At 46.9% G+C, this 15,996-nt stretch carries 13 protein-coding genes and 1 other RNA gene; 6 read left to right on the top strand and 8 right to left on the bottom strand.

The genetic code is table 11. The features are described from left to right. The first annotated feature begins 91 nt into the window (after positions 1 to 91). Positions 92 to 748: a cupin domain-containing protein gene (locus ACRRSY_RS18215; RefSeq protein WP_432456142.1), complete on the top strand. Its 657-nt coding sequence runs from the start codon at positions 92 to 94 to the stop codon at positions 746 to 748. Between the two features lie 58 nt (positions 749 to 806). Here ACRRSY_RS18215 and ACRRSY_RS18210 read toward each other — a convergent pair whose 3' ends face one another. The 5 genes from ACRRSY_RS18210 to zapA form a co-directional block, all read right to left on the bottom strand. After that, positions 807 to 1,547 (bottom strand): LytR/AlgR family response regulator transcription factor, encoded by a 741-nt coding sequence (locus ACRRSY_RS18210; RefSeq protein WP_432451837.1) that lies wholly within the window; start codon positions 1,545 to 1,547, stop codon positions 807 to 809. A 164-nt stretch (positions 1,548 to 1,711) separates the two neighbouring features. Then, positions 1,712 to 2,737, bottom strand: a complete 1,026-nt coding sequence (locus tag ACRRSY_RS18205) for a sensor histidine kinase (protein WP_432451838.1) — start codon at positions 2,735 to 2,737, stop codon at positions 1,712 to 1,714. After that, entirely contained in the window at positions 2,734 to 3,921 is a 1,188-nt protein-coding gene (locus tag ACRRSY_RS18200; RefSeq protein ID WP_432463773.1) for a hypothetical protein, read from the bottom strand. Before ACRRSY_RS18200 ends, ACRRSY_RS18205 begins: the two co-directional genes overlap by 4 nt. A 260-nt stretch (positions 3,922 to 4,181) precedes the next feature. Beyond that, a non-coding RNA gene (ssrS, locus tag ACRRSY_RS18195) (6S RNA) lies at positions 4,182 to 4,363 on the bottom strand. Between the two features lie 42 nt (positions 4,364 to 4,405). After that, positions 4,406 to 4,729: a cell division protein ZapA gene (zapA, locus tag ACRRSY_RS18190; protein ID WP_432451840.1), complete on the bottom strand. Its 324-nt coding sequence runs from the start codon at positions 4,727 to 4,729 to the stop codon at positions 4,406 to 4,408. Positions 4,730 to 4,995: 266 nt separating this feature from the next. Here zapA and ACRRSY_RS18185 point away from each other — a divergent pair, with 266 nt between their 5' ends. The 5 genes from ACRRSY_RS18185 to ACRRSY_RS18165 all read left to right on the top strand — a co-directional run bounded on the left by ACRRSY_RS18185 (position 4,996) and on the right by ACRRSY_RS18165 (position 10,075). Continuing rightward, positions 4,996 to 5,601, top strand: coding sequence for a hypothetical protein (locus ACRRSY_RS18185; RefSeq protein WP_432451841.1), 606 nt, complete (start codon positions 4,996 to 4,998; stop codon positions 5,599 to 5,601). Positions 5,602 to 5,690: 89 nt separating this feature from the next. Continuing rightward, complete coding sequence (locus ACRRSY_RS18180; protein WP_432451842.1) at positions 5,691 to 6,257, top strand: UPF0149 family protein; 567 nt, start codon at positions 5,691 to 5,693, stop codon at positions 6,255 to 6,257. 25 nt (positions 6,258 to 6,282) lie between these two features. After that, a complete protein-coding gene (gene pepP / locus ACRRSY_RS18175) occupies positions 6,283 to 7,578 on the top strand; it encodes a Xaa-Pro aminopeptidase (RefSeq protein WP_432460064.1) in 1,296 nt (431 codons plus the stop codon). 14 nt (positions 7,579 to 7,592) lie between these two features. Beyond that, positions 7,593 to 8,786, top strand: a complete 1,194-nt coding sequence (ubiH, locus tag ACRRSY_RS18170; protein ID WP_432460063.1) for a 2-octaprenyl-6-methoxyphenyl hydroxylase — start codon at positions 7,593 to 7,595, stop codon at positions 8,784 to 8,786. A 77-nt stretch (positions 8,787 to 8,863) separates the two neighbouring features. Next, positions 8,864 to 10,075 (top strand): FAD-dependent monooxygenase, encoded by a 1,212-nt coding sequence (locus tag ACRRSY_RS18165; RefSeq protein WP_432463772.1) that lies wholly within the window; start codon positions 8,864 to 8,866, stop codon positions 10,073 to 10,075. A 183-nt stretch (positions 10,076 to 10,258) separates the two neighbouring features. Here the strand turns inward: ACRRSY_RS18165 and tolC are convergent, their stop codons facing one another. From tolC to ACRRSY_RS18150, 3 genes are all read right to left on the bottom strand, one after another. After that, a complete protein-coding gene (gene tolC, locus ACRRSY_RS18160; RefSeq protein ID WP_432451846.1) occupies positions 10,259 to 11,584 on the bottom strand; it encodes an outer membrane channel protein TolC in 1,326 nt (441 codons plus the stop codon). A 107-nt stretch (positions 11,585 to 11,691) separates the two neighbouring features. Continuing rightward, a complete protein-coding gene (locus ACRRSY_RS18155; protein ID WP_432460060.1) occupies positions 11,692 to 14,769 on the bottom strand; it encodes an efflux RND transporter permease subunit in 3,078 nt (1,025 codons plus the stop codon). A gap of 2 nt (positions 14,770 to 14,771) precedes the next feature. Next, the gene (locus ACRRSY_RS18150; RefSeq protein ID WP_432460059.1) at positions 14,772 to 15,899 is read right to left on the bottom strand and encodes an efflux RND transporter periplasmic adaptor subunit; all 1,128 of its coding nucleotides are present in this window, start codon (positions 15,897 to 15,899) and stop codon (positions 14,772 to 14,774) included. Between the last annotated feature and the right edge of the window lie 97 nt (positions 15,900 to 15,996).

Here is a 15,996-nt window from a genome sequence, read left to right as displayed (position 1 = left end):
GCTGCTAATTAGCATCGTTTAATACTTGCATTTTTGTTGAAATAGGCTGAGTCTAATGGGCAAGTTTTATGAGCAACTTACAGGATCGAGTATGTTGAATATGGACTTTAACCAAGCGGTGGCGATTAATACCCAGCAAATGGCCTGGCAAACTAGCCCATCGATAGGCGTATTGCGTAAACCTTTGGAGCGTGCGGCCAAAGAATCGGGTCATGTCACCAGTATTGTTCAATACCAAGCCAAGTCTCATTTTGCCGAACATCTGCATCCTTTAGGTGAAGAAATTTTGGTACTGGAAGGGGTTTTTTCTGATGAACAGGGAGACTACCCGGCAGGTACTTATTTGCGAAATCCACCGGGGAGCAAACATCGTCCTTTTAGTCAGTTGGGCTGTACTCTGTTTGTGAAGCTGAATCAATTTGCTCTGGCCGATACGAGTGAAGTGCGGATCAATAGTAATCTCGAGCCTTGGCTGTCTGGTTTCGGTGGCTTTGCTGTGCTGCCTTTACATCAGTTCGAACAACAGCAAGTCGCGCTAGTAAAATGCCCTGCAGGTAAGGTGATTAAGACTCACCATCACTTTGGCGGCGAAGAATTGCTGGTGGTTAGTGGGGAGTTGAAAGATGAACACGGTCGTTACCCACAACATACTTGGCTACGTAGCCCGCACTTGAGTCAACACCATCCTTTTGCCGAACAAGACACGGTTATTTTGGTGAAAAGAGGTCATCTAAGGCTAGATGCTTAGCAGGGCATCGTCACTTTGGGAAAGCTAAAGTGCGATAACAAACCTGATGTGAGCATCGCTACATGGCCTTAAACAGATGATGCGCACTACGGCTAACCGGATACTCATGACCATCGCTCAGGCATACGCTCAGCTTACCAAGTAAGTTTCTGCTCACCTGCTTAATGGCACTCACTCGCACTAAGCTTGCGCGATGAATTTGCCAGAACTGTTCTGGTTCAAGTTGTTTGATGAGTTCTTTGAGTGGGGTGCGGATAACATATTCTGCGTGTTGGCAGCGCACCGTGGTGTACTTATCTTCGGCAATAAAAGCCAAGATATTGTCAACAGCCACCAATTCCAAAGTTTCTCCTTTATTGACTCTGATCCACTGTAGATACTGCGACTTTTGTTCGAGAGCGCAGACCAGAGCTGGTAAGTCAAACGTGTTTTTGCTGCGGGTTTGTGCTTTCAAGCGTTGGCAGGTGCGTAACAGTCGTTGCTCATCGATTGGTTTCAGTAAGTAATCAATGGCTTGTTGCTCGAAGGCTTGAATCGCATATTGGTCGAAGGCGGTGGTAAATACAATCTGCGGAGGATCCGCTTGTTGATTGAGCTGCTGTGCGACTTCTATTCCGTTCATTCCTGGCATCCGAATATCTAAGAATACGATGTCGGCACCTAATTGCTCGACCGCCGCCAATGCACTGGGACCATCCCCTGCTTTATCAACAATTTCAAGTTCTGGCCAGCACTCGGCAAGCATCTTATCCAAGTGGAAACGCAGTAGCGGTTCGTCATCAACAATTATGGCTCGCATAGAAACTCCAGTTCTAGGGTTAAGCACAAGTGGGAGCCAATGCCATCAGCGGCTAGGGCTGTGAACCAATGTGACTGAGTCGGGTACTCTCGCATATAACTTAGCTCTGGCCAGCACCTTGTCCTTATTCAGGTGGCAGCGCCGTCGCGGCTTGTTAGCAACAACTATGCCTCGCATGGAAATTCCAAAGTGGCCACAGTGCCTCCGCCTGTTTGAGCGCTTAAACTCAAGCGTGCTTGATTTTCGGGGTAAAGACTGACCAATCGTTGTCGAATGTTATTCAAGGCAAGTCCGTTGCCTTGTCGTTGCTTGTTATCGATGCCAAGCCCGTTGTCACAAACTTGAATCTGCCAGCGTTGCTGCAACATGGCTATTTTCACTCGTACCTCACCACCTTCGGGTTTAGGCTCGATGCCATGAAATACCGCATTTTCAACTAGGGGTTGCAATAGCATTGGCGGTAGCTGAGCTTGGCTTAAGTCACCATCGGTGAGTTCAATGGCAAAGCTTAAGCGCTCGCCTAAACGGATCTGTTGAATGCTTAAATAAGCTCGGATGCCAGTCAGTTCGTCGGCGACGCTAATGCTTGCTTGGCGGCTTTTCTTCAAGGTGATCCTCAGTAATTCGGTCAAGGTATCGAGGAGTCGCTGAGCCTGCTCTGGATCGAGTGCAATCAGCGCCTTTAAGTTGGCTAAAGTATTAAATAAAAAGTGGGGTTCAATTTGGCTTTGCAAGAGTTTTAGTTGGCTTAAGGTGAGCGCTTGCTCAGCCCGAATTTTATCGAGTTCGGCTTGCTGAAGCGCCGAGAGCATGGCTAAGTTCTGTTCTCGGCTAAAAAAATAGTAGTACACGACACTGATAAAGACCAAAGAGATCAATATTATTTTTAGCATCAGTGGCCAATCAATGTTGCTGTAATAAGGATTAATCCAATACCAGACTTGCAGGCTTCCGATGCTTAGGGTGAGAGTGGCACTGAGGGTGAAGCTCCAAAGATGAGAGAGTTTTGGAAATCGAGCTCTCACAAACATACTGCTGAAGGTGCCAACGACACTATAGCTCATTGCAATCCGATAATGCATCGAGTAATGGCCACCCCAAATTGCATGAGTCATATAGGCGATCGGTAGTGAAAATAGCGCACAAATCAACAGCGAACGTAATAATGAATAAAAGGGTTGAGTCTTCAAAAGCGTGCCTCTAATTTTATCAAGCCGATGTAACGCTCAGGCAATAGTTGATACACCGCATCATTCTTGCCTCCAAGATAGCGCAGCTGAGCCCCTAGCGTCCAACCTTGACTGAATTCATAGTTGATTTTTGCAGTGCTGATTAGTCCGCCGTCGCTTGGTGAGAATAGTAGGTCGAGGGCGGGCTGCCAGTCTGTCAGATCGCGGTGCCAGTGCAGTAGCAAATTATGTTGAACTAGATTATTTCCTTGAAATACCGCCGCTTGCGAAAGGCGTAGCGGATCAAATTGCGAGCCTAATACTTGCAAGTCACGGCTTAGCTGGGTCACGGCTCGCCATTGCCGAAGGCTGAGGGCTCGGTTATCAAACCAATACTCAATAATCAGATTATCACCCACTAAGTTTGTCCAAGTCATACCAAATAAGGTTTGCCAAGCATTTGCAAATTGCTGCTCAATAATCGCCGCTTGTCTATCCAAAGGGGGAAAATCAAGGCGGCTCATCATTTGGCTGTAATACTGTTGGTAGCGAGATTCGGCGTGCAGTTCCCAAGCATCTCCTAAGGTGGTGATCCAGCTGCCACCTAGGTTTAATCCACGCTGATTATCGACATACGCTAGACCTTGCCATTCCTGATGACCCGTAAGTCGATAATTGCGGATCCCGATCCCGCGCTGGGCGAAAGCTGCACTATCATGGCTAAGATAGGCATCGGTATAAAATAAGGACAGCTCGTCAGCATCGCTAAATTGACTAAGACTTACAACGGCAAGTCCTTGCTCAACTTGAATGGCGATAGGATTACGTTGATAGGGTGAAAATATGTCTAAGGGACGAAAGCCGTAACCGACACCTAAGTTGAGCCTTTGCTTGCCAATCAGCAAATTTTTTCCCTTAACTTCGCCACTCCAAAATAGTTCGGCTACTCGTAATTGTGTTTGCTGGTTTTGCTTGAGGGCAACCAACTGAGCCTGCCACTGGTTAGTTTGAGGGAACCAACGCAGCGCCATATCGTTAAAGGTTTGATTCTGGCTAGCAAATAGGGGGCTGGTTGAGGCTTGACTAAAACCACTCTCGGCTTCTAACTGCCAATGCTGTTGCCAGTTCATTTCTGCATGAGGAGCCCCGCTGAAGAATGCTAAGGCGCAGAGTTGTCGAGCCAGCTGTTTACTGAGTCGCATCATCGTGAATGGCCGCCAGTAAACTCATTTTTGAGTATGGTTTTAAGGAAGAGACTGAACAATGCGGCTTATCCTGCGTACAAGAAGTTGGTGCCAGTGAGCATAATCAGTCGAAATGAGTATCGATAGGGCTTGCGCTAAAGTGGGTTTAATGGCGATAAAGTGTTGCAGGTGGTGATGAATGAATCAAAGCTCGCTCGGTTTGGGAGTGTTACAAGCCACAAGAAAACAAGCGAAGGTGACATTAAGTCACGCTTTAGCAATAAGAACCCGGGATGCCGCTGTTGATTTTAGCCCTTGAACCATGAGGTTCAAGGCGGGAAATAAATTTCATACCGTAGGCTTCTCAGTCGGGCTGAGCATGCTCAAAAGCAGAAAAAAATCACCCTTAAGATACAATTATCGGCTCAGGGACATCACCAACTGGCAAACACCCCAGGAAAACTAAACTCTTTTATCTAACTCTAGTCAAACTTCAGTTAGTGCGCTAACTGCTTTCGTCGACCTCGCCAGCGGGCAGGCTTTGTTCTAATAAAGCGCGCTCGATGGTATATTGTAAGTCCTTAATTCGCTGATTCATGTTATCGGCGTAATTTTGATTTTTAGCTTGCTCGTTATGTAACTCATAAGCGAGGTGCAAGCCGACCATAATCGCTAAGTGCTCGGTGCTGCTGACTCGGCTCTTCTCTTTCAGCGTTTGTAAGCGTTGAGATAATTCGTCGGCGGCTTGGCGAAGTTTATCTTCTTCACCTTCCGGGCAAGCCACCCGATAGCTCTTACCTAACAATATTATGTCTACGCCCTGAGCCATGATTTGCCTTAGCTAAACTCTATTATTCGCTGAATATATAGCGCTGCGGCTTAACTTGCAACCGTTGTCGCCCCAGTAAGGGGCAAGCTGGAGTATTTACCAGCAATTTGCTCTAAAGCTAAACAAATCTAGATTGTTTGCGGCATAAAGCGTGGGCTTAGGCTTGAACATCGTGGTTTTATTGGCGACCATTGGCTTGATTATCGATCGGCTTGCGCTTTTGTGTCCGCATCGCTAAACATACTCGGCATAGGAAATTTGGTTTAATGACGCAAACAGGCATTGCAGCAAAGGAACGTCGTGGTTCCTATCGGGTTGTTTATCCAGTACGGCTAATCCAGTTATTCATCAAAATGGTGAATGCTAAAGCGGCCCGCGGAAATTTTATTGATGGCGTAGTTTCGGCTGAAAAATTGGCTCATATTGGTCAATTGATGCCAATGGTGCAGCTGGCTAAGCATGTTTTTCCAGTGTTAGATGTATCGGAAGGCGGCTTTCGTACCCAGTGGCGCACTACGGCTGAACCCTTGCCAATCTCAAGGCAAGTATTGCTTGGTCGGCTTATTTTCCATCAAGACTTTAGTCAGATTGTCGATTATTTGCCAAAGGAGCTTCAACAACAGTTTGCCGAGTTTAGCCTGTTGTATGGCCCCCAAGGCTATGAACACTCATTTCAGGCGCGTATCTCCCGAAAGATTGAAAATCAGCGAGATCCTTACCCGCAGTTGTGTTTGCAATTTAGCAAAACGAGCTATCTGCCTGCTCGCTTCGTTCGTCAGCAAGAAACGATGCTGATCAAATTATTTCGTGAGCAATATATCGAGCGGGTGAGAGTCCGTCGTCAACAACTCAAACGGACCTTACAAAAATAGTGATTTTACCTGTGATGTGAGTCAATAACATGACGACGAGGCTTGTCCAATGTTAGGATGAGCGGATCCAATACTTATAGGTATTCCACGTGACTAGAATAGTTTATCCAGACTACGAAGACTTAGCTGAGTTGCTACTGTCTTCAAAAATATTGATTAGCCCTGCAGAAGCGCACGGCATCTTAAGCGGCATGTTAGCCGCTGGTTTACCGACCGATGGCGACTGGTTAAGTCAAATGAATATGCTGATCAACGATGGTCAGGGTTTACCCGTTGATCTGAAAAAACAACTTACTCAGGTGATGGAGGCCACTTACGCAGGCATGAGCGATAGCTTATTGGGTTTCCAGTTATTGTTACCCGATGAGGAAGCCTTGGTGGAAGATCGAACCGAAGCTTTGGCACAATGGGTACAAAGCTTTTTAGTCGGCTTTGGCGTGGTGCAAAGCGAACTCAATAAGTTAGCCGCAGATATTCAAGAGTTGGTTAAAGATTTTACCGAAATCAGCCAGTTGTCATCGGATTTAGAAGATGATGAAGAAGAAAATGAGCAAGCCTTATTCCAGGTTGTGGAATATGTGCGGATTGGTGCGATTACTATTTTTGCGCATTTAACGGCGAGTGCTTCTGACCAACAAAGTCCAACTTTGCATTAATCATTTCCCAAGCCAAGGAGTTGCTGTGTTTATACAACGTCGTCAGCAGTTATTTGCTGCCATGTCCGATAATAGTGTCGCGATTTTTGTTGCTGCAGAAGAGCAAGTACGCAGTCGTGATACCGAATATCCCTTTCGTCAAGATAGTGATTTTTTCTATTTTCTTGGTTTTAACGAACCCAAAGCTCTATTGCTGTTGATTAAGCAAGCGGGCGAAACCCGCACCGTGTTATTTAATCGACGCAAAGATAAGCTTGCAGAAGTATGGCAGGGACGTCGTTTGGGTCAAGAGCAGGCCTTGCTGACATTGGCTGTAGATAAAGCCTTTGCCATTGAAGATCTCACCGAGTACCTGCATCTTGAGCTGGATGGTTTAAGTAAGGTTTATATGGCTCAGGGGCGTTATCCCGCTTACGACCAGCAGATATTTGCGGCCATCGAGCGCTTACGCCTTGGTTTACGCCAAGGTTGGCAGGCGCCAAAGCAAATTGAAGATTGGCGTCCCATAGTGGATGAGATGCGCTTGTTTAAGTCGTCAGAAGAACTGGTATTGATGCGCAAGGCGGGAACGATATCGGCCGAAGGTCATTGCCGCGCGATGCGAAGCTGCCAACCGGGGATGTGGGAATACCAATTGGAAGCTGAAATTCATCATCAGTTTTTAATGGCCGGAGCACGCTCACCAGCTTACGGCACGATAGTTGGTAGCGGCGAGAATGCCTGTATTTTGCACTACACCGAGAACGAAAGTCAGCTGCAAGCTGGCGACCTAGTGTTGATTGATGCCGGGGCCGAATATCAAGGTTATGCGGGCGACATTACTCGAACTTTTCCGGTGAATGGTCAGTTTAGTCGTGAGCAAGCTAAGTTATACAATATTGTTTTAGCCGCAGAGCTGGCTGCCATCGAGATGCTCAAGCCTGGGGTTTCGTTGTTTGAAGCGAATCAGCAAGTATTGCAGATCATGGTTGCTGGCATGGTAGAACTTGGGATCATGCAGGGTGACGTCACCGATTTAATTGAACAAGAAGCTTATAAAGAATATTACATGCATGGTGTGGGCCACTGGCTGGGCTTAGATGTACACGATGTGGGAGATTATCACGATAGCAAGCGTAGTCGTCCATTGGCTGAGAATATGGTCTTCACCATTGAGCCCGGCCTTTATATTCCGCTTGATGCAGAGGTTCCTGAAGCCTATCGAGGCATGGGGATCCGTATCGAAGATAATGTGGTCATTACCGCCACGGGTTGCGAAGTATTAACGGCTGCTGCGCCGAAAACGGTGGCTGAGATTGAAGCCTTGATGGCCGCGAGTTAGGAGCGATTCAATAGATGGATAAGCCTCTGCAAGCGTTTGATATTGTGATTGTTGGTGCGGGCATGGCTGGGGCTAGTCTGGCTTTAGCCTTGTCGCAGTCTCAGCAAGATAAACCGCTGAAAATAGCGTTAATCGAAGCGGCGCCGCTGAATTTTGGGCAGCATCCTGGCTTTGATGGTCGTGCGATAGCCTTATCGGCTGGCTCTGAGCAATGGTTACGAGAACAAGATTTATGGGCACCTTTGGCGCCCTATGCCTGCGCCATTGAGCATATTCACGTCTCGGATCGTGGCCATTGCGGCTGGACCAAGTTGGACGCCGATGAATATCACTTGTCAGCCCTAGGCCAAGTGATCGAACTGGAGCATGCCGGACGTGAGTTTCATCGTTTATTAGCCGAGCGTTCGGTTCGTCTATTTTGCCCGAGTAAACTGGTGAAATTGGAGCAACAGCAGCAACAAGTGCGGATTACTCTGGACGATCAGCAAAGCCTTACTGCTCGTTTACTGATTGGTGCCGATGGCGCTGATTCGCAGGTGGCCTTGCAAGGAGGCTTACAACAACAGCTACATGACTTTGCCAAGTATGCTGTGATTGCCAACGTTGAGGCCGAGCAAGCGCCTGCTGGTCGAGCTTTTGAGCGTTTCACCATTGACGGTCCCTTGGCTTTGCTACCGATGAATGGCCATCGTTGGTCGGTGGTGTGGAGTGTTAGTGCTGCAGAGGCGCAACGCTTACAAAATTTAGCCGAAGCCGATTTTTTAGCCGCGCTACAGCGAGCTTTTGGCTATCGAGCCGGACGTTTTATCGGCCTAGGAAAGCGTTATGCCTATCCTTTAGTACTGCGTTATTATCCTCGTCTATTTAACCATCGTTTATTATTGTTGGGCAATGCGGCGCATAGTTTGCACCCAATTGCAGGGCAGGGCTTTAATCTGGGCCTACGTGATGTCGCTTGCTTAGCGACTTTGATTGAACAACACTGGCAGCAGGGCAAAGACATAGGTGGGCATGCGTTATTAGATGCTTATCAACAATCACGACAAGCCGATATAGAGCGTACCATTTTGATGACTTCGTCGTTGGCGAGTCTGTTTGCTGGTGATGATAAAAGCATGGTGATCCCGCGTAATCTGGGTTTGATGGCAATGCGCTTATTACCGGATCTTAAAGCAGTATTAGCCAAGCAAAGTCTAGGTTTGTTTTAGGCTAGTCAGCATGGGCATTTCGCTGGTGGATTCGCACTGGCCAAACAGCAACTTAATTTGATTCTAGGAAGGGCAATATGCAAGCGGTAGATATAGCGATTATTGGGGGTGGTATGGTGGGTTTGGCTTTGGCGCGAGCCTTGGCCGACAGTCCACTCCGGATCGCCATTGTGGAGCCTTCCCCTGCGCAGTCCCCCGATTTAGCTAACTATAGTTTACGAGTCAGTGCGCTCAGTTTATCCTCACAACGCTTGCTTGAATCACTCGGTGCTTGGGATGAAATTGTGGCTCAGCGCTTGGCACCTTATCACGATATGCAAGTGTGGGAACGTGACAGTTTTGCTAAGATCCGTTTTCAAGCCAAACAAGTGATGCTGCCTCAAATCGGCCATATCGTTGAAAATGAGGTGATTCGTTATGCTTTATGGCAGCAAGTGTGTAGCCAAAGTAATGTTGCGATCATCGAATCTTCAGTTGAAAAGTTGCATCGAGGCGAAACTGAGTCTTGGCTTAGTTTTGACAACGACCAAAGTTTAAGTTGTAAGTTGCTGGTGGCTGCCGATGGTGCAAATTCCTGGTTACGTCAACAACTCGATATTCCACTCACCTATTGGGATTATCAACACACTGCGATTGTTGCGACGATTAAAACCGAAATGCCCCATCAAAATTGTGCGCGACAAATCTTTAGTCAGGAAGGGCCTTTAGCCTTTTTACCTTTGGCAGAAGCCGATCATTGTTCCATCGTTTGGTCGGTATCGCCGGATCGAGCTGCCGAGCTACAAGCCCTACCAGAGCTCGAATTTAATCGACAATTGAGCATCGCTTTCGACGCTCGTTTGGGGTTGTGTGAACGGGTTGGCGAGATAGCGGCCTTTCCATTGCGAATGCGTTATGCGCGAGACTTTGCGGGTCAAGGTTTCGCTTTAATTGGCGATGCGGCCCATACCATTCATCCTTTAGCGGGTCAGGGGGTGAATTTAGGCTTGATGGATGCAGCCGCTTTGGCGGAGGATATATTGGCCTTGCAGGCGACAGGCAAATCGCTATCGGATTATGCTAATTTACGTCACTTTGAACGCTGGCGGAAGAGCGAAGCCACGCAAATGATTGCCTCGATGGAGTTTTTTAAGCGACTATTTGGTAATAACCTTGCGCCGCTTAAGTTAGTGCGTGGACTAGGGATGAATTTGTTGGATAAGGCTGAGCCCTTAAAGCAACAAGCGATGCGCCGCGCCTTAGGTCTGGAAGGTGATTTACCTCGTCGTGCAAAAGTGAGGTCTTATTGATGATTGTTACCCAATGAGAGGCACGCCCTGAAACAGCGTTTCACGCAAAAAAAATCCAGTAGGGAAGGCTACTGGATGGTGAAGTTACATAACAACTTCAAGGAGGATCTTTCCTAGTTTTCACCAAGGAAAGCGCTCTGTTATATCGATGCCAGCAGTCGCTGCAAAAACTGGCATCGATAGTTACAGACTTTTCATTAACCCTGCATTAATCAGGGCTAAGTCATCTTGGCTTAAGTTGCCAGCGGTTTGTTTTAGTTCCAACATGTTTAGGATGTAATCGTAACGGGCGTTGGCCAGTTGATTCATTGCTGAATACAGATTGCGGGTTGCATCTTGTACATCAACAATGGTGCGAGAGCCCACTTCAAACCCCGCTTCGGTGGCATCTAAGGCACTTTTTGAAGACACAACTGTTTGCTGATAGGCTGTTACAGAACCGATACTAGAAGTGACATTATTGACCAGTGAATGGATCGAACTTTGTACCGAGCGGTAGCTCTGCTCTAGGGCTTCCGATGATTCAATATAACTGAGTTGAGCCTGCTTCACTTGAGAGTTAATACTGCCTCCGGAATATAGTGGCCAGCTAAATTCTAAACCGATATTACCGCTATTTGTGTCTCCCCCGTTGAGGGTGTTGTAGCTATCGTTACCATATTGATTCTTTTCATAGCCGATCCCCGCGGTCAAATTTAAGCTAGGTTGATGGCCGGTTTGGGCGAGTTTGATCTGCTGTTTAGCGATCTGTTGCGCGATGCGTTGGGCATTCAGCGTTAAGTTATGCTCACCCGCCGTGGAGAGCCAATAATCGACGTTGTGGCTCAATTCCCGAGGCTCAAAACGTTCGGTATTGAGTATCTTTAATTGACGGGCCTGAACGCCGGTCAATTCGCGCAGTGCCTCGTAGCTATTGGATAAGTCGTTATTCGCTTGAATTTCTTCCGCAAGGGTCCGGTCGTACTCAGCTTGTGCTTCATGCACGTCGGTAATCGCGGTTAAGCCAACCTTAAAGCGTTGCTTGGTTTGCTCTAGTTGTCGCCCTACCGCGGTTTTGGTGGCAGCCACAAAGTTGAGATTGTCCATGGCACGTAACACCGCAAAGTAAGCCTTACTTACTCGAATGATTAAGTTTTGTTGTTCGCTTTGGTAGCTGACATCGGCCTGCGAAGCATTTTTTTCAGCAATACTTAAATTGGTCCAATTACTCTGTGAATAGAGTGATTGGCTCAAAGAAACCGAGGCTGAACTATTGCTGATGCTATCGATAGCTTGATTGTCGGTATCGGTATAAGTCGCCCCCGCGCTAAACCCAATTTGAGGTAATAGTGAGGCCTTGCTTTCGCTGATTTGTTCAAAAGCAATGTCACGCTGTGCTTTACTCTGCAAAATCACCGGATCTTTCTCTTGAGCAAGTTGGTAAATTTGTAGTAAATCATCGGCTGATACTTGAAAGGCACTTATGCCGAGCAAGCTACCTAAGAGTAAGGATTTTATTTTAAAACTCATTTCATGGTTCCTTAAGTCGCGGCTTATTCGAGTAATACCGCCACCCTGCTAGAGGTTGTTGCTTCGATTTGGCCTCAGAAGGCTGAGGCCAAATGACTGCGAATGAATTAACTGGTTTTTGGTACTTTGATGCGATATATCAGGGTATAAATCACAGGGAGTACCACCAGTGTTAATACCGTGGCAAAACCTAAACCAAACACAATGGTGACCGCCATCGATTGAAAGAAGGGATCTGACAGTAAGGGAATCATCCCTAGCATGGTGGTTAATGCTGCCATTCCTACTGGCCGAACCCGGCTCACTGACGAGTGATAAACAGCCTCATAGGGGCTTTGGCCTTCTTCGAGTTCCAGATTAATTTGGTCGACTAAAACAATACTGTTTTTGATGATCATCCCACTTAAACTGAGCATCCCCAAAATCGCCATGAAGCTGAGAGGTGCGTCTAGAGCCAATAGACCAAAGGCCACACCAATCACTGCTAGCGGTACGGTTAACCAAATAATTAAGGGTTGCTTAATCGAGTTAAATAGCAGCACCGTAAGTAAGAACATCGCCAAGTAACCCATTGGGATGGAACCTGCGATCCCTTGCTGGGCTTCAGAAGAGGTTTCAAATTCGCCTCCCCATTCTAATTTATAGCCGTCTGGCAAGGGGATAGCTTCCACTTTATCGCGTACTTTTCGTAACAATGAATCAGCGGTTTGACCACTACCAATGGCGGGGTCGGCTAATATCGTGATCAAGCGTTTTCGGTCTCGACGCATGATAATCGGATCTTCCCATTCGCTGTCGAAGCTAGAGACCAACTGGGTAATCGGCACAAAACTTTGGTATTTAGAACTCCAAACTTGTAGCTCGTTTAAACTATTGGCATTTTTTCGCTCGGCTGCAGGAGCGCGCGCCACAATTGGCAGCAGGTGCGAGCCATCGCGATAGGTTCCAATGTTTTGGCTATCGAAGTTACGCAGCAAGGCCGCATCTAGGTCTTGTTTACTAATTCCAATTTCACGTGAGCGAGCCAGATCCATTTGCGGGCGAACTAACAACTGCTGGTTGCGCCAAGTATTTCGAATATTATCGGCTGAGGGCTCATTTTGAAAAATGATCACCGCCTGCTCCGCTAATTGACGCAGTACCACGGGATCATCACCATAGAAGCGAGCTTCTATTTTAGCTGCTGGAGAAGGACCATTTTCGATCAATTTAACCCGGTATTTGGCTTCCGGATAGTCTTCTCTTAATTTGTGTTGCAGCCAAGGCAAATAGGCCGAAAGACTCTGTAAATCTTGCATCTCGACGATCAATTGCGCGTAGGCGGCGTAGCCTTTCTCTGGTTGATAAGTTAAGGCATAACGCTGTGCACCTTGACCGATCACCGAGGTGATATTCACAATGCCTCGCTGGTCGCTCGTTTTGGCTTTGTCTTTGATTAAGTCCTGCTCGATGCCGCTTACAAATTTTTCGGTGCCAAGAATATCGGTGCCTTCAGGCATCCAGATATCTACCATAAAAATGGGAGTGGTAGAGGCAGGAAAAAAGACATTCTTCACTTTACTCATACCTACAACGGCTGCTCCTAACATTGCGAGAACCAGAAGTATGCTAATGATTCGATTGTGCATAGCAGCATTAAGAATGCGACGATAAACGTTAAAAATTAAGCCGCTATAAGGTTCTTGCTCGGCGCTGTCTTGATCGCCATCCTTAAACAACAGATAACAAAAGAAGGGGGTAATGGTGATAGCCATCACCCAACTGATCGATAAAGAAATCAGCAATACCTGGAACAATGAGGCACAGAATTCGCCAGTGGCATCGGAGGAGAGTCCGATTGGCGCAAAAGCCATAATTGCGATAACGGTAGCACCGAGCAATGGCCATTGGGTTTGCTTAACAATCGCAGCGGCAGCTTCGGTACGGCTTAAGCCTTTTTTAATGCCAATAATGACCCCTTCGGTCACCACTATGGCATTATCAACTAACATCCCTAAGGCAATAATGAGAGCCCCTAAGGAAATATTTTGTAACTGAATGTGCATTACATTCATCACTATGAACGTGCCAAGGATGGTAATGACCAGCACCGCACCCATCAAAATACCCGATCTTAGGCCCATAAAGACGAGTAATACGATGATCACAATGCCAACCGATTGCGCAAGGTTAACAATAAATCCGCTAACGGCCTTATCGACAATCTTACCTTGATCATAAATCACATTAATCTTCATTCCGATCGGCATTTCAGATTTAAGGGATTCTAGTTTGGCGTTCATTGACTTTGAGATGTCGACCACGTTTACCCCTGAGGAGTAAGAGATCCCCATGGATAAAGCCTTCTCGCCATTATCATGATAAAGCTGACTCGGAGTCTCGGTGGTGGCGCGATAAATATTTGCGATGTCGCCTAAATAGATCAGGTTGTCACTGCTTGGTGGGCTCACCAAAATGTTTTTCATTTCAGAGATATCGGCCAATTCACCGGTGGGGTGGATCCGGACTCGGTTATTGTCAATCAGCATTTCACCGGCGTTAGACACTACATTTTGGGTCTGCAATAAACCGTAGATATAGTCGGGTTCGAGACCCAATGCACTCAGTTTTTGTTGGCTAATTTCGACTACAACTTGCTCTTGTGGGACACCGACTACCGATACCTTTTTCACCCCGGGAGAGAGAACCAGTTCGCGACGTAGCAGGTTACTGTAGTTGTCTAAGTCTCGATAGCTGTAGCCTTCACCGGTTAGATTTAGCAAATAACCATACACATCGGAAAAGTCGTCAATAATTAATGGCGAACCGACTCCGGGAGGCATCTTGCCTTGAGTATCACTAATTTTTCGGCGTAATTCATCCCAGACTTGCGGTAAGCTATTTTTGTCATATTGATCATTCATCTCGACTTCAATTTGCGACAGCCCTGCGCTGTTAATTGAAGACACATGTTTGATCTGTGCCATTTGCTGTAGTGCATCCTCTAGTGGCAGCGTGACTTCTTCTTCCACTTGTTCGGCACTGGCACCGGGATAATTGGTGATCACCAATGCCGTTTTGATGGTAAATTCGGGTTGCTCGAGTTGACCTAAACCAGTGAACGAGATCACCCCTCCGACCAACATCAACACGACCACCATCCAGCTGATCACTTTATGGTTAATACTATAGAGTGCTGCATTCATGGTTAAACTCCTCTAACCCAATGCAGTGGTTTGATTAACTCTTTACCTGTGAGCGCGTTGACTCCGCTGGCAACCACTCGGTCACCTTGATTGAGACCAGATAAGATCTCAATGCCATCGGCGCGAATTTTCCCGAGTAACACTGGAGTCAGTTTAAGTGATTGTGCATCGGGCTGGTAAACCCAAACCGAAGCGCTTAATGGTTGGCCTTCAGCGGCTTGAGTAATTGTATCGCTATCGCGAACCAGCGCCGTGAGCGGTAAAATAGCAATTGGGTTGCTTTCAGCAGAAGCCGCAGGCATGTTAATCGCGACCGAAGTACTCATGCCGGGTATCAGACGCATTTGCTCTGGCGCCTTAAGGGTAAAGGTCGTTTCATAGGTTTGAGTCCCTTGCGAGGCAAGGCTACTGTGTTCTTTATAGTGGACCGGAATGGCTTGTCCACCAAGTAAGTTGTCGAACTGCGCATAGGCTTGAATTTGCTCCAGCGCCGCATGGTTTTGTAAACTGAGTAACATGGATTCTGGAAGCTGAATTTTTAGCTCGAAAGTATCGGTGTTTTGCAGTGTCACAATCGCTTGATTTGGCTGAACCATTTGATAGTTGTCGGTATGTACCTTGGCAACTACACCAGAAAATGGCGCATATATCGTGGTATAGGCCAGCTGGTCGCGGCTACTACGTAAGTTAGCGTCGGCCGATTTTAAACTGGCACTCGCACTGTCAACGTCGGCGGGCGAAATCAGTTTGCGGGTTAACAAAGCTTTCTTTCGTTTAAAGTCGGCTTGAGCCAGTTCAAAATTTGCTTCAGCATTGAGCAGCGCGTTACTTGCATCACGTTTGTCTAATTGCGAGAGCACTTCGCCTTGCTGAACCTTTTGCCCTTCAATTAAATTAAGCTGAGTTAACTCGCCGCTAATTCGAAACGCCAACTCAGCCTGTTGGCTCGCATAGACTTTGCCTGGAAAACTGCGTTGCTTTGGCGGGATCGATTGGTCAATATCGATTAATTTAACCGGGCGCGGTTTCACTATGGCTTTGGTTTCTGCTTGGGCTGAAAAGTCGCATCCGGAAATCAAAGTGGATATAAATACCGCCATGACAATCTGATAAGGAGTGTGATTGAACATATTTTTCCTTGAGATCTGTTTTATATAATAAAAGCCGAGTATAGAGAGTTTATCTTTTACAAAAAACATGACTATTTGTAACTTTGTGTTCTGAAAT

The sequence above is a fragment of the Agarivorans sp. QJM3NY_33 genome (assembly GCF_050870865.2).
In the GTDB taxonomy this organism is placed as follows: domain Bacteria; phylum Pseudomonadota; class Gammaproteobacteria; order Enterobacterales; family Celerinatantimonadaceae; genus Agarivorans.
This window is presented reverse-complemented; position numbering and strand designations above follow the sequence as displayed.

Bases quoted from the DNA above. Each gene is read 5' to 3' on its own strand.
- ACRRSY_RS18165 (WP_432463772.1), top strand. From the start codon at position 8,864: ATGCAAGCGGTAGATATAGCGATTATTGGGGGTGGTATGGTGGGTTTG.
- zapA (WP_432451840.1), bottom strand. From the start codon at position 4,729: ATGGCTCAGGGCGTAGACATAATATTGTTAGGTAAGAGCTATCGGGTG.
- tolC (WP_432451846.1), bottom strand. From the start codon at position 11,584: ATGAGTTTTAAAATAAAATCCTTACTCTTAGGTAGCTTGCTCGGCATA.
- ACRRSY_RS18185 (WP_432451841.1), top strand. From the start codon at position 4,996: ATGACGCAAACAGGCATTGCAGCAAAGGAACGTCGTGGTTCCTATCGG.
- ACRRSY_RS18200 (WP_432463773.1), bottom strand. From the start codon at position 3,921: ATGATGCGACTCAGTAAACAGCTGGCTCGACAACTCTGCGCCTTAGCA.
- ACRRSY_RS18155 (WP_432460060.1), bottom strand. From the start codon at position 14,769: ATGAATGCAGCACTCTATAGTATTAACCATAAAGTGATCAGCTGGATG.
- ACRRSY_RS18150 (WP_432460059.1), bottom strand. From the start codon at position 15,899: ATGTTCAATCACACTCCTTATCAGATTGTCATGGCGGTATTTATATCC.
- ACRRSY_RS18215 (WP_432456142.1), top strand. From the start codon at position 92: ATGTTGAATATGGACTTTAACCAAGCGGTGGCGATTAATACCCAGCAA.
- ubiH (WP_432460063.1), top strand. From the start codon at position 7,593: ATGGATAAGCCTCTGCAAGCGTTTGATATTGTGATTGTTGGTGCGGGC.
- ACRRSY_RS18210 (WP_432451837.1), bottom strand. From the start codon at position 1,547: ATGCGAGCCATAATTGTTGATGACGAACCGCTACTGCGTTTCCACTTG.